Here is a 13,898-nt window from a genome sequence, read left to right as displayed (position 1 = left end):
ATTTTTAAAGCTTAAATACTTAAAGCTTAGTTGGCAGTTTTTACTTTTATATATTTACAATTAAATATTTTAACATTGAAAGCATTAGTTATTTCTGGAGGAGGAAGCAAAGGCGCCTATGCAGGTGGTGTTGCCGAATATTTAATAAAAGAACAAAAACGCGAATACGATTTGTTTTTAGGAACATCAACAGGGAGTTTATTAATTCCGCATTTGGCAGCGGGAAAAATCGATGAGATTCATAATGTATATACCAGTGTAAATCAAGATGATATTTTTAGCGTAAACCCATTTGTTATCAGAAAAAAAGGCGATCGCGAGTTCGTGTCGATCGATTTTGTAAATACCATTTGGCAATTTATTAAAATGAAACGCACTTTTGGAGAAAGTAAAGCCTTAAGAAAACATATTAAAAAACATTTTACTAAAGGTGATTTCGATTTAATTAGAGCTACAAAGGAAGATGTGGTGGTAACGGTTTCAAACTTATCTAAAAATTGTGTAGAATATAAATCGATTAATGATTTTAGTTACGATGAATTTTGCGATTGGATATGGATTTCCTGTAATTACATTCCGTTTATGTCGCTTGTAAAACGAAATGGGTTTGAGTATGCCGATGGCGGATTAGGATGTGTTATTCCTATTCGTGAAGCTATTTTACGTGGCGCAACGCAAGTTGATGCCATTATTTTAGATACCGAAAAAATGGTTTATAATAAAGTGTTGGGGAAAAACCCGTTTTCGCTTTTAATAAATTTATTTGGGCATTTATTAGATCAGGTAGAACGAAGCGATATTATTATAGGAAAACTAGCGGCTAAAAATAAAAATGTTGATTTAAACTTATTTTACACACCATCACGATTAACCGAAAATGCTTTGATTTTCAATAAAAAATTAATGAAAGAATGGTGGCAACAAGGTTTTGATTATGCTAAAGACAAATTATCGGAAGCGCAATCGAACGAATTACGAGAATAATTACCAAATACTTGAAACTTCTTCTTTTACAAAAGCCAAAGCTGCATCGCTAGGCGATTTGCGTTCCATCATTTCGTTTAACAATACTTCTCTTAATTTATTTGCAGTATCGGTTTTTTCTAGTAAACTAGCTTTTCTAATTAGTTGAATAGTTGCGTTTTTTGCAGCGGTTATTATATTCCAGCATTTCTCGCTAATATAAATTTGTTGGGTTAAATTATGTTCAAACTCTTGCTCAATGTTTTGTATAAGTAAGCTTTCGTAAGCTTCTTTATTATCGCTAATAGGCGAAACACGAACTAAAAGTTTTGAAAGAGAAATACGCTCTAAAAATAAAACCATGCGTTCGTAAGCTTGCAAACGTGTTGGAAGCGCGTTAACTTGTAAATCTTTTTTTAATAAAAATCGGCGACGGCCGTCTTCATTTTGCGTGTGTGTTTTAAAAAAGTAATAAGCTATTAATCCCGTTATTACGGTTGGTATCGTGTATGATAGTAAATCGATTAATCTTTGTGCGTCCATAAATTATTTTTTTCCTCCCAAATATATACAATCTTTTAAATCTTGCATCGATGTAAATGGTACAGGAGTTTTGTTGTATTGGTAAGTGTTACTTAGTTGTTTTGATAAGTTGTGGTCGTCTACATTTACTTCAATATCATCCATAGTAAATTGGCAAGGGTGTTCGTAACCAGCAGCATGGGTTATTTCTATAAATTCCTTTTTAAATGTTTTGAAGTATTGGGCTAAACGTTCCGATTTTAAAGGTATATTAATGCCTTGTTGTAACCATTTACTTTGTGTGGCAACCCCAGCAGGACAGCGGTTGGTATGGCAAACTTGCGCCTGTATACAACCAATACTCATCATAGCCTCACGAGCCACATTAATACAATCGGCACCCATAGCAAAGGCCATAGCGGCTTTGGCAGGAAAACCTAATTTTCCACTGCCTATAAATACAATTCGCTCGGTTAAATCTCTATCTTTAAAAAGTTTGTACAAATCGCCAAAACCATATACCCAAGGTAGCGATACGTGGTCGGCAAAACTTGGTGGCGCAGCACCAGTACCACCTTCACCGCCATCAACAGTAATAAAATCGGGGCCTTTTCCTGTTTTTTTCATTAGATCGGCGAGTTCTTTCCATTGGTTAAGTTTTCCAATGGCCGCTTTAATACCAACAGGTAATCCTGTAGCTTCGGCAATGGTTTCAATAAAATCGACCATTTCTGGAATGGTTGAAAACGCCGAGTGGTTTGGTGGCGAAAGCACATCTTGCCCCATAGGCACGTGCCTAATTTCCGAAATTTCTTTGGTTATTTTACTCGCAGGAAGCACACCGCCTTTTCCTGGTTTAGCACCTTGCGATAGTTTAATTTCAATGGCGCGTATAAAAGGATTGTCTTCAACAAGTTTTTTTAGTTTTTCCAGCGAAAAGTTTCCGTCTTCACCACGCACCCCAAAATAGCCTGTTCCAAAATGAAAAATAACGTCGCCACCATGACTGTGGTAAGGGGATAAGCCACCTTCACCTGTATTATGATAAGCATCAGCAATTTTTACACCTTTGTTTAAGGATTCTATAGCCTTAGCTGAAAGTGAACCAAAACTCATTGCCGATACGTTTATTATCGATGCTGGTCGGTAAGGCCTTTTTCTATTGTTGAAGGCGCCCATAACTTTGGCACAAGGTAAAAACGATTTGTCTATGCTATTAGGATGATTTTTATCAACTTTAAAAGGAAACATCGCGTTATTAATAAAAATGTGCTGGTGTGCGTAAATATCTCTGTCGGTACCAAAACCTTCGTAGTTATTTTCTTTTTTAGCTGAAGCATAAATCCATCCGCGTTCAATACGATTAAAAGGTAATTCCTCACGGTTGTTTGCTACAAAATACTGACGCATTTCTGGACCTATACTTTCTAACCAATAGCGTAAGTGACCAACAATAGGGAAGTTATGGCTTATCGTGTGAGATTTTTGAATGAAAATATCACGGATAGCAACTAACGCTAAAATAATTATAATGTAAACCCACCATGGGATATTGCCTAAAATATCGAGAAAAGTATTCATGTTTAATTTAAAAAATAGAAGCTAATATATTTAAAATTTTAAACTTTCAATCCATATAAAAGTTAACGGTTTCATATTTTATGGTAAAGTATATTGTTTATAATTATTAATAAAAGCTTTTAAATAAAAGCTAAACAATGGTTAATTTCACGCCTTTAAATTACTTGTAGATTTTGGAGAAATATTTAAGTCAGTTAAACGACGCGCAATTAGCGCCAACCATACAAATAGATGGTCCCATGATAGTTATTGCTGGTGCGGGATCGGGTAAAACACGTGTGCTTACTTTTAGAATTGCTTATATGATGAGCAAAGGCATCGATCCGTTTAATATATTGGCTTTAACCTTTACCAATAAAGCCGCTCGCGAAATGAAAGAGCGTATTGCCAGCATTGTTGGTGCAAGCGAAGCTAAAAATTTATGGATGGGAACGTTTCACTCGGTGTTTGCTAAAATTTTACGTATTGAGGCCGATAGACTAGGTTATCCAAGTAATTTCACCATTTACGATACTCAAGATTCAGATCGATTGATACGCGATATTATCAAAGAAATGAATTTGGATAAAGATATTTACAAGTACAAACAAGTTCGTTCGCGAATTTCATCATATAAAAACAGTTTAATTACAGTTCGTGCCTATTTTCAAAATCCAGAACTAATTGAAGCCGATACTATGGCGCGACGCCCAAAAATGGGAGAGATTTATAAAGCCTATGTAGAGCGTTGTTTTAAAGCTGGTGCGATGGATTTTGATGATTTGTTGTTAAAGACAAACGAACTTTTAACGCGTTTTCCTGAGGTTTTAGCTAAATACCAAAACCGATTTAAATACATTTTGGTTGATGAGTACCAGGATACCAACCACTCGCAGTATTTAATTGTACGTGCCTTATCCGATAAGTTTCAAAATATATGTGTTGTGGGTGATGATGCGCAGAGTATTTATGCCTTCCGTGGCGCAAACATCAATAATATTTTGAACTTCCAGAAAGATTATCTGGATGTAAAAGTATTTCGCTTAGAGCAGAATTACCGTTCAACAAAAAACATTGTTAACGCAGCAAACTCGGTTATAGATAAAAACCAAACCAAACTAGATAAAGTGGTTTGGACTGCCAACGACGATGGCGGCAAAATTGTGGTGCATCGTTCGTTAACCGATGCCGATGAAGGTCGCTATGTAGCAAGTACTATTTTTGATAATAAAATGAATCATCAGCTTCAAAATAGTGATTTTGCCATTTTGTATCGTACCAATGCACAATCGCGTTCTATTGAAGATGCTTTGCGTAAACGCGATATTCCGTATAGAATTTATGGCGGATTATCCTTTTATCAGCGTAAGGAAATTAAAGATGTATTGTCGTATTTAAGGTTGATAATTAATCCAAAAGACGAAGAAGCTTTAAAGCGTGTTATTAACTTTCCGCCACGCGGTATTGGTCAGACAACGGTTGATAGACTTATGGTTGCCGCCAATGGTTATAACCGTTCGATTTTTGAGGTGATGAAAAACATCGATAAAACCGATGTTAAAGTAAACTCTGGTACCAAGCGTAAACTTTTAGATTTTGTGACGCTTATTGAAAGTTTCCAAGTCATGAACCAAACGGCTGATGTTTTTGAACTTGCTGAATATGTAACCAAAACCAGTGGTTTAATTCGAGAGTTTAATAAAGATGGCACGCCCGAAGGTGTTACCAGAATGGAAAATATTGAGGAACTTTTAAACGGTATGAAGGATTTTGTTGAAGGCCAAAGAGAAATTGCCGATGCTACAGGATCGTTAGCCGAATTTTTAGAAGATGTAGCCCTTTCTACCGATATGGATAACGATAAAGATGATGGCAATAAAGTCGCGCTTATGACGATTCACTTAGCAAAAGGATTGGAGTTTCCGTATGTGTACATTGTTGGTTTAGAGGAAGATTTGTTTCCGAGTGCCATGAGTATGAACACGCGTAGTGAGCTTGAAGAAGAGCGCCGCTTGTTTTACGTAGCCTTAACGCGAGCCGAAAAACAGGCTTATTTAACGTACGCTCTGTCACGTTACCGTTGGGGAAAACTGGTAGATTCTGAACCAAGTCGTTTTATTGAAGAAATAGATGAAGAATATCTAGAAATAGAAACACCTATTGAAGAACGCCGCATAAACCCGATGCTTTCTGCCGATATTTTTGGCGATGTTATGCCAGATCAACCTAGGAGAACCGATGCTAATAATGTACGTTTTAAACCAGCAAAACGGCCAAAGTTTCAAAAAGGAACAACAAAAAAAGCAGCAGAAAAATATCAAGCACCAACACCTAAAAATTTAAAACCTGTAGGTAAAAGTAATGCGGAAACGGGAAGTGCTAATTTATTCGATAATAATATTGCTGTTGGTAATACGGTTAAGCACAACCGTTTTGGAACGGGCGAAATTATAAAAATTGAAGGAACAGGGCCAGATACAAAAGCTGAAATTAAATTTCAAGTTGGTGTTAAAAAGTTGTTGCTTCGTTTTGCTAAATTGGAGGTAGTTGGATAAGTAACGGTTCGAACTATCAAAGTTGTAGCCGTTCATCGTTTTTGTTAAGTCTATTTTAAATCTAGAAAATAAAGAATTCGTTTAATTTAAATGCGTTTGTATAAACGCTTTTAATTTCGTCCAAGTATCAAGTAATGCTAAACCTTCCCAACCATGAGCTTCGTTTGGGTATAAAGTAAATTGATGTGTTACGTTTAACGCAGCCAGTTTATCCCGTAAATCGGTACCTTGAGTTGTTGGAATTAAAGGATCTTGTCCACCGTAAAATAAAATACTAGGTGGGGCGCTTGCTGTGAGTTGGTGCAACGGACTTGCTTCTTCCAAATAAGCGATATCCGGTGTTTCTCCAAACATATTTAAAAGAGCTTGTAGCTCAGGACTTGTGTTATTTAGATAAGCCGGATCTGTTAAATTTGTAGGGCCTACAATACTGCAAACCATGTTTATGCTTTTATCGGTGTCGAGTGCGTAGCTCCATAATAACGATAAATGTGCACCAGCGCTAACGCCAATAAACCCAAAGTTATTCGATATGGTGTATTTTTCAGCATTACTTTTTAAATAAGTAATCACGCTAGTAATATCGTTGGTTTGCATAGGGTAGGGCTTGTTTTCGGAATTTGCATAGCGATAATTTAGGTTTGCGATAGCCAAATTTGGAAAATCAGATCTTATTAAATCTTTAATGGTATTCATATCGCTTTTATCGCCCGAAACCCAACCACCACCATGAATTAAGATGATAGTTTTTGTATTTAAAGTTCGGTTGGCAGGTAAATACAAATCAAATTTTTGACGATTCTCATCACCATAGGGTATATTTAATTCTTGATAATATAATTTAGGTTCTTCAGTGTTTTCGTTAGTATCGTTGGAAGCGGTTGAGCAATTTTGAAGTGTTACAGCGATAAAAAAATAGCTTAAAACTTTAAAACCAACCTTCATATCTAAAATTATATTATTTTTAAACGTATAATAAGATACAAAAATTGGCTGATTTTATAAAAATTTACGAAGAAAACCCCAACCAAAAAGAAATCTCGAAGGTGGTTAACGTGTTGAAACGTGGCGGGTTAATAATTTATCCAACCGATACGGTTTATGGTTTAGGTTGCGATATTACAAATATAAAAGCGCTAGAACGCGTGGCGAGAATAAAAGGCGTGAAGCTTGAAAAGGCTAACTTTTCATTTATTTGTCACGATTTAAGTAATTTAAGCGACTATGTAAAACAAATTGATACCTCGGTGTTTAAAATATTAAAACACAACTTTCCGGGACCTTATACTTTTATTTTACCGGGTTCTAAAAACTTGCCAAATCCGTTTAAAAAACGAAAAACAGTAGGTATTCGTATTCCTAATAACAATATAGCTTTAGATATAGTAAAAACACTTGGTAATCCTATTATTTCAACTTCAATTCGCGATGATGATGAGATTATTGAGTACACCACCGATCCTGAACTTATTCTTGAAAAATGGGATAATCTAGTCGATTTGGTAATTGATGGCGGCTATGGCGGTAACGAACCGTCAACAGTAATCGATTTATCTGATGGTGAACCCATTCTAGTACGCGAAGGTAAAGGAAGCACAGAAATTTTTTAAAATAAAAACATGGTAAATACACCAATAAACTACATAGAATTTAAAGCTAAAGAGTTAGAAGACATTAAAAGATTTTACACTGCTTGTTTTAACTGGGAGTTTACCGATTATGGCGATAGTTACATAGCCTTTAAAAATAGTGGCGTTGAAGGTGGTTTTGAAAAAACTAACGCCCCAATAACTAATGGTGTTTTAGTGGTGTTGCATCATAAGGATTTAGATGCCATAAAAGCAAAAGTTATTAAAAATGGCGGACAAATTTCGGTAGATACTTTTTCATTTCCAGGTGGTAAACGTTTCCAGTTTCTAGATCCTTCTGGCAATGAATTGGCGGTTTGGTGCGAAGACATAAACTAGCCATTTTACCTGCTGTTTTAAAAAATATTCTTACATTTAAATTCTTTCCCTAAGTAGCAATTAATATTATAATACGTTTTTAATTGGCGAATCTTGTTATTTGAGATTCATCAGTTGTTTTATTTTTATTATTGATTTGGCAGTTTCTTATGTCTAGGATAATACTATTAATAATTTATAACTGTAACAAATAGTTTGTTACGCATAACATTACAATATTATGGCAGATGAAGGTCAAGAATCAGTTGCAGTATGGCTAATTCCTAAGTTTTATTTCCGAGTAAAATTTAAGACTCTTAATAATGTTGTTGCTTTTCAAGAAGTATCAGGATTATATGTTGAATCGGAACAACTACTTGGTAATAGTAATTTGGTTTCAAGCGTTAAAAAACTTGAAAGAATCAAAACAAGTAGTGTAATACTTAAAAAAGGGGTTTTTATAGATGATAATAACTTCTGGAATTGGTACCGTGCTGTAATAATGAATACTGTAAATCCGGAAACAATTGTTATTGAATTGATAGATGATAGCTCTGCAGTGTCAATGACTTGGACATTAATTAAGGCTTGGCCTATTAAAATTATTGAAGCGGACTTAATAGCAGACGCTCCCAATATAGCTATTGAACTTTTAGAGTTGGCGTATGAAGGACAAATAGTTAATAGTGGTGCCTGATTTTTTTTGCAGCACTGAGTTTTTGCGTTAAGGATTGAGGTATTTGTTGGAGCTCGCCCGACGTGTCGGGAAGCGACTACCGAAAGCCTGACCCTTTAGGGTAACGCCCATTTAAAGGCATAAAAAAAGAGGCTGATTGGAAAAACATAATGTTTTAACCAGCCTCTTTAAAGTGTTATAAAAGTGGATTAATTACCAGCTTCTAAATTTTTCATTTCTTTTTCAATCATGTCGTAAAACTGATCGATTTTTGGTAAAATAACAATACGGGTTCTGCGGTTTTTAGCACGGTTTTCAGCGGTATCGTTATCTACTAATGGTACGTAGTGGCTACGACCAGCAGCAATTAACTGGCTTGGGTTAACGTCTAAACTTTCTAAGACGCGAATAATAGAGGTAGAGCGTTTTACACTTAAATCCCAGTTATCTAACAAGGGCTCTTTACGATACGGTACATTATCGGTATGACCTTCAACCATACACTCGAAATCTGGTTTGCTATTCACAACTTTTGCTACTTTAGCAAGTACACCTTTAGCTTTGCTAGTTACATTGTAACTGCCGCTTTGGAATAATAATTTATCGGCAATAGATATAAATACAACGCCTTTTTCTACGTTAACTTCAATGTCCGGGTCGTTAATACCAACCTCGCGTTTTAAGCTTGTAACTAAAGCTAATGTTACGCTGTCTTTTTTGGTAAGCGCATCTTGTAAACGCGAAATTTTAAGATCTTTTTCTTTTATACTTTCAAGGGTTTTTTCTACGTTGCTGGCTCCTTTAGCCGATAGTACTTGTAAATTTTCATTGTACTTGCGTAAATCTGCAATTTGCTCTTCTAAGGCTGTTGCTCGTGCTGATGTAGAAGCTTTTTCTTCTAAACAAGAGTTTAGTTTCACGGTTGCAGAGTTAAGCAAATCTTCTTTTTCATTGAGTTTTGCTTGTAAGTCTGTAAATTGTTTTTTCGATACACAAGAACTTAGTGCTAACATAGCTGATGCACCAAGTATTAAAACTTTTTTCATAATACTGTTTAGGATTAATTTCTCTTTAAGATTAACACAAAAATATATAAAAAAGCGAGGAATTTAACATTTTAACAAAACTTTTGCTATCCAAATTACAATTCGCTAAAATGCTTGGTTTTACTTATGAAATATGCAAGAACAATAGATTTTTTATGATAATACTTTATCTTGTTTTTGGACATTTTACGTTGCTTAAGTAATGTATTACAGTGTTTGTAATATGCAAAATGCGCTTTTATAATAGCAAGCGTATGTAATGGTTTTAGTTCTAGTAGAAATTTAATACCAGCGACAGCATCAAATAGGAGACGTGTAAAAATTAATGGGAACAGAGGGCCTTTGGCGTTTTTGGTTAGAATATAAAGGTTATTTCTAAAATTTAAATAGGTTTTTTTAGGATTTATAGCATTTAAAGTGGCGCCACCAACGTGGTATACCGTAGCGTTACCAATGTATTTAATAGTAAAGCCTAAGTTTTTTGCTCGCCAGCATAAGTCTATTTCTTCCATATGCGCAAAAAAATGTTCATCAAAACCATTTAATATGGTAAAAACCGAACGTTTTATAAATAAACAGGCGCCTGTTGCCCAAAAAATGTCGCAATCATTATTGTATTGTCCGTTATCTTTTTCGAGGGTGTTAAAAATGCGTCCGCGACAATAAGGAAATCCATATTTATCAATAAAACCACCAGCAGCTCCAGCATATTCAAAATAATTTTTGTTTTTAAAATCTAATATTTTAGGTTGAATAATCGCTGTATTTGTATCGTTGTTAAATTCCTTGGTAATAGGTTGTAGCCAATTTTTTGTAACTTCTACATCATTATTTAGTAAGCAAAACACATCAGCTTCTACATGTTTTAAAGCATCGTTATAACCTTTGGCATACCCACCATTTATGTTGTTTTGAATGAGGTTTATTTCTGGGAAAGCAGCTTTTAAAAACTTAACAGAATTATCAGTTGATGCGTTGTCTGCTACATAAATATCGGCTTCAGGTGAATATTCAATAACCGATGGTAAAAATTGTTTAAGCAGTTGTTTTCCGTTCCAGTTTAATATTACAATGGCAATTTTCATAATTAAAAACTAGGGATGTCTGCTAAAAAGTTATAACATTCATTTTTAAAATCCATAGCACAATAATAGTGATTTAAGCCATTGGTTACCATTAAAAAATCGGCTTTTAAATTTAAATTATAGCGCGCAATTTGGTCGAAAGTGCTTTGCGAAATATTAATTTTAGGTGCTTTACATTCTACAATTAAGTAAATACTTCCGTTAGGCTTAAAAACAACAATATCGTAGCGTTTTTTTAAATCGTTTATAATAATTTCTTTTTCAACATTTATTAAAGAAATAGGGTAGTTTTTTTCGTTTATTAAAAAGTTAATACAATGTTGGCGCACCCATTCTTCAGGTTGTAAAATCACAAACTTTTTACGAATGCTATCAAAAATAGAAACTTTATTTTCGTTATTTTTGAACCGAAACGAATATGTTGGGAAATTAAGTTTTTGCACAAAGCAAATTTATAATTATAATGTTATTTTGGGTGTTTTTCTTCCGAAATAATTGTAATGCATTTTCAATTTTAATTTCTGTAATCTTTAATAAATACACGTTTGGACGAAGTAAAACAACTGGTAACCGATATAAAAAACGGCCAATTAAAACCCATTTATTTTTTAATGGGTGAAGAACCTTATTATATTGATAAAATTTCCGATTTTATTGAAAATACCATTTTAACCGAAGAAGAGCGTGGGTTTAACCAAATGTTGTTATACGGCAGAGATGTTACTATTGAAGACATTGTAAGCAATGCAAAACGTTACCCAATGATGGCCGAATACCAAGTGGTTATTGTAAAAGAAGCCCAAGATTTATCGCGACATATCGAGAAGTTGGCAAGTTACGCGAGTAACCCGCAACCAACAACCATTTTAGTTGTTAACTATAAATACAAAAAAATAGATAAGCGTAAATCGTTGTATAAAACCATAAAGAAAACAGGCGTAATTTACGAGAGTAAAAAGCTTTACGAAAACCAAGTTGCCGATTGGATTCGCCGTGTGCTATCTCCTAAAAAATACACGATTACACCAAAAGCAGCTCAAATGCTTGTAGAGTTTTTAGGTACTGATTTAAGTAAAATATATAATGAGTTAGAAAAGCTTCAAATTATTTTACCAAAAGACACCGAAATTACACCCGCTCATATTGAAGAGAATATTGGAATAAGTAAAGATTACAACAATTTTGAGTTACGAAAAGCCGTTGGCGAACGCAATATTAAAAAGGCGTTTAGCATTGTTAATTATTTTGCAAATAACCCCAAAGATAATCCCATAGTGGTTACGGTAGCCTTATTGTTTAACTTTTTCTCGCAATTACTATATTTTCATGGGTTGGCAGATAAATCGCCACGTAATGTCGCTTCGGCATTAAAAATAAACCCATATTTTGTAAACGAATATATTAATGCAGCCCGAAATTATCCTATGAGAAAGGTGAGTGCAGTTGTAGCAACATTGCGCGAATTTGATGTTAAAAGCAAAGGTGTTAACGCCAATGCGGTACCACAAGGAGATTTGTTAAAAGAGTTGTTGTTTAAAATTTTTAATTAGAAATGATTTTAAACATTGATGAGAGTTGGTTGCCTTATTTAAACCACGAGTTTAATAAGCCGTATTTTAATGATTTATTAGATTTTGTTAAAACAGAGTATACTACAAAAACCTGTTATCCGCCAGAGCATGAAATTTTTAATGCTTTTAATGCTTGCTCATTTAGCGATGTAAAAGTGGTTATTATTGGTCAAGATCCGTATCATGGTTATAATCAAGCTAACGGACTTTGTTTTTCGGTAAATGATGGTATAAAACATCCGCCTTCTTTAGTAAATATTTTTAAAGAAATTGAAGCCGATTTAGGTGTTTTATATCCTAAAAGTGGCAATTTATTGCGTTGGGCTAAACAAGGAGTTTTACTACTTAATGCAACCTTAACGGTACGTGAACATGAAGCAGGGAGTCATCAAAAAAAAGGATGGGAAACATTTACCAATGCTGTAATTAAACAGCTAAGTAATAATAAAACAAACTTAGTGTTTTTGCTTTGGGGAGGATATGCAAAGCAAAAAACAAAGTTGATTGATGTTAAAAAACATCATGTACTTACATCGGGACATCCGTCACCGTTAAGCGCCAATCGCGGTTTTTGGTTTGGCAATAAGCACTTTAGTAAAACTAACTACCTGTTGGAGCAAGCGTCTCAGCTTCCTGTAACATGGTAAGGTCTGGTCTTAAAATAACAGGTTTTCTGTTATTTGGCTTTGAAATTTTGTTACAGCTAAATTTTAAAAGCAGTAAGTTGGTTACGATTAGTGTAGATAAAACTAGAGTAATTGTTAAAATCATATAAATTCGGGTTTTAATTATCGGCAAAATACATAAAAAATCGGTTAAATGCAAAATTTATGTAAATTAACTTTCACTTTGTTAATTAAATTTAAAACAAAATTATATAATTAATACTAGTTGTACTACATTAAGTTTACGTTAACAGGGCTTTTTACGAGATGAATAATTTCAATTGTTGTTTCTTGCTGGATTCGTAAAAATTATCATAAAATATTATCAACTTCACTACAATAAATTCGGTTTAAATTTTTAAAAATCCGCTAAAGTATAAATTTAACAAGAAAAAGAGTACGAAATTATATTATGGTGAACTTAAACATTTTCAAAATAAAACTTATTTTTGGCTAAAATTAAATTTTATGAATCAACCAAAGTGGGAAACTGCTAAAGAATATACCGATATTACCTATAAAAAGTGTAATGGTGTGGCCCGAATTGCGTTTAACAGACCAAATGTACGTAACGCATTCAGGCCAAAAACCACTAGTGAATTATATGATGCTTTTTATGATGCAAATGAAGATGTAAATATTGGCGTTGTACTCTTATCTGCCGAAGGGCCTTCTACTAAAGATGGTGTGTATAGTTTTTGCTCAGGTGGCGATCAAAAAGCTCGCGGACATCAAGGTTATGTTGGCGAAGATGGGTATCATCGTTTAAATATACTAGAAGTACAACGTTTAATTCGTTTTATGCCTAAAGCTGTTATTGCAGTTGTACCTGGTTGGGCAGTTGGTGGCGGCCATAGTTTACACGTGGTTTGCGACCTTACCTTAGCCAGTAAAGAACACGCTATTTTTAAACAAACTGATGCTGATGTAACCAGTTTTGATGGTGGCTATGGTTCAGCATATTTGGCTAAAATGGTAGGGCAGAAAAAAGCACGTGAAATATTTTTCTTAGGTAGAAACTATTCTGCTCAAGAAGCATACGAAATGGGAATGGTGAATGCGGTAATACCACATGATGAATTAGAAAGTACGGCTTACCAATGGGCACAGGAAATTTTAGCAAAATCACCAACCTCAATTAAAATGTTAAAATTTGCCATGAATTTAACCGATGATGGCATGGTAGGACAACAAGTGTTTGCAGGTGAAGCCACGCGTTTAGCTTACATGACTGATGAAGCGGTTGAAGGCAGAAATGCGTTTTTAGAAAAACGTAAGCCTAATTTCGATAAAAAATGGATTCCTTAAT

General features: G+C 34.3%; 14 protein-coding genes. 8 read left to right on the top strand and 6 right to left on the bottom strand.

Going from position 1 to position 13,898, the window contains the following annotated elements:
* Positions 1-75 precede the first annotated feature (75 nt).
* A complete protein-coding gene (locus tag PK35_RS08455; RefSeq protein WP_044626442.1) occupies positions 76-984 on the top strand; it encodes a patatin-like phospholipase family protein in 909 nt (302 codons plus the stop codon).
* Here PK35_RS08455 and PK35_RS08450 read toward each other — a convergent pair whose 3' ends face one another.
* Both PK35_RS08450 and PK35_RS08445 read right to left on the bottom strand, forming a co-directional pair.
* On the bottom strand, positions 985-1,506 hold the full coding sequence (locus tag PK35_RS08450) for a DUF7935 family protein (protein ID WP_044626269.1): 522 nt from the start codon (positions 1,504-1,506) through the stop codon (positions 985-987). It lies immediately after the preceding gene.
* Positions 1,507-1,509: 3 nt separating this feature from the next.
* Positions 1,510-3,066 (bottom strand): FMN-binding glutamate synthase family protein, encoded by a 1,557-nt coding sequence (locus tag PK35_RS08445; protein ID WP_044626268.1) that lies wholly within the window; start codon positions 3,064-3,066, stop codon positions 1,510-1,512.
* Between the two features lie 173 nt (positions 3,067-3,239).
* Here PK35_RS08445 and PK35_RS08440 point away from each other — a divergent pair, with 173 nt between their 5' ends.
* Entirely contained in the window at positions 3,240-5,600 is a 2,361-nt protein-coding gene (locus tag PK35_RS08440; RefSeq protein ID WP_044626267.1) for an ATP-dependent helicase, read from the top strand.
* Positions 5,601-5,681: 81 nt separating this feature from the next.
* On the opposite strand, the gene PK35_RS08435 is transcribed toward PK35_RS08440, so the two are convergent.
* Positions 5,682-6,545, bottom strand: a complete 864-nt coding sequence (locus PK35_RS08435; RefSeq protein ID WP_044626266.1) for an alpha/beta hydrolase — start codon at positions 6,543-6,545, stop codon at positions 5,682-5,684.
* 44 nt (positions 6,546-6,589) lie between these two features.
* Here PK35_RS08435 and PK35_RS08430 point away from each other — a divergent pair, with 44 nt between their 5' ends.
* The 3 genes from PK35_RS08430 (at position 6,590) to PK35_RS08420 (ending at position 8,243) form a co-directional block, all read left to right on the top strand.
* Entirely contained in the window at positions 6,590-7,210 is a 621-nt protein-coding gene (locus PK35_RS08430) for an L-threonylcarbamoyladenylate synthase (protein ID WP_044626265.1), read from the top strand.
* Between the two features lie 9 nt (positions 7,211-7,219).
* Positions 7,220-7,567, top strand: a complete 348-nt coding sequence (locus tag PK35_RS08425; protein WP_044626264.1) for a VOC family protein — start codon at positions 7,220-7,222, stop codon at positions 7,565-7,567.
* Between the two features lie 220 nt (positions 7,568-7,787).
* Positions 7,788-8,243 carry a phage tail protein gene (locus PK35_RS08420; RefSeq protein ID WP_044626263.1) on the top strand — a complete coding sequence of 152 codons (456 nt, stop codon included), beginning with the start codon at positions 7,788-7,790 and terminating at the stop codon, positions 8,241-8,243.
* A gap of 188 nt (positions 8,244-8,431) precedes the next feature.
* On the opposite strand, the gene PK35_RS08415 is transcribed toward PK35_RS08420, so the two are convergent.
* From PK35_RS08415 to PK35_RS08405, 3 genes are all read right to left on the bottom strand, one after another.
* Positions 8,432-9,268 carry an OmpA family protein gene (locus PK35_RS08415; protein ID WP_044626262.1) on the bottom strand — a complete coding sequence of 279 codons (837 nt, stop codon included), beginning with the start codon at positions 9,266-9,268 and terminating at the stop codon, positions 8,432-8,434.
* Between the two features lie 95 nt (positions 9,269-9,363).
* Positions 9,364-10,353, bottom strand: a complete 990-nt coding sequence (locus PK35_RS08410; protein ID WP_044626261.1) for a glycosyltransferase family 2 protein — start codon at positions 10,351-10,353, stop codon at positions 9,364-9,366.
* Between the two features lie 2 nt (positions 10,354-10,355).
* On the bottom strand, positions 10,356-10,796 hold the full coding sequence (locus PK35_RS08405) for a type I restriction enzyme HsdR N-terminal domain-containing protein (protein WP_044626260.1): 441 nt from the start codon (positions 10,794-10,796) through the stop codon (positions 10,356-10,358).
* 102 nt (positions 10,797-10,898) lie between these two features.
* On the opposite strand from PK35_RS08405, the gene holA reads away from it, so the two are divergent.
* The 3 genes from holA to PK35_RS08390 all read left to right on the top strand — a co-directional run bounded on the left by holA (position 10,899) and on the right by PK35_RS08390 (position 13,897).
* A complete protein-coding gene (holA, locus tag PK35_RS08400; protein ID WP_044626259.1) occupies positions 10,899-11,903 on the top strand; it encodes a DNA polymerase III subunit delta in 1,005 nt (334 codons plus the stop codon).
* 2 nt (positions 11,904-11,905) lie between these two features.
* Entirely contained in the window at positions 11,906-12,571 is a 666-nt protein-coding gene (locus tag PK35_RS08395; protein ID WP_044626258.1) for a uracil-DNA glycosylase, read from the top strand.
* Between the two features lie 486 nt (positions 12,572-13,057).
* Entirely contained in the window at positions 13,058-13,897 is an 840-nt protein-coding gene (locus PK35_RS08390) for a 1,4-dihydroxy-2-naphthoyl-CoA synthase (protein WP_044626257.1), read from the top strand.
* Position 13,898: the final 1 nt, after the last annotated feature.

Origin of the sequence: Neotamlana nanhaiensis (assembly GCF_000943555.1) — a bacterium.
GTDB classification, from domain to species: Bacteria; Bacteroidota; Bacteroidia; order Flavobacteriales; family Flavobacteriaceae; genus Neotamlana; species Neotamlana nanhaiensis.
The sequence above is the reverse complement of the archived record's forward strand: the minus strand, read 5'-3'. Positions and strand labels throughout refer to the sequence as shown.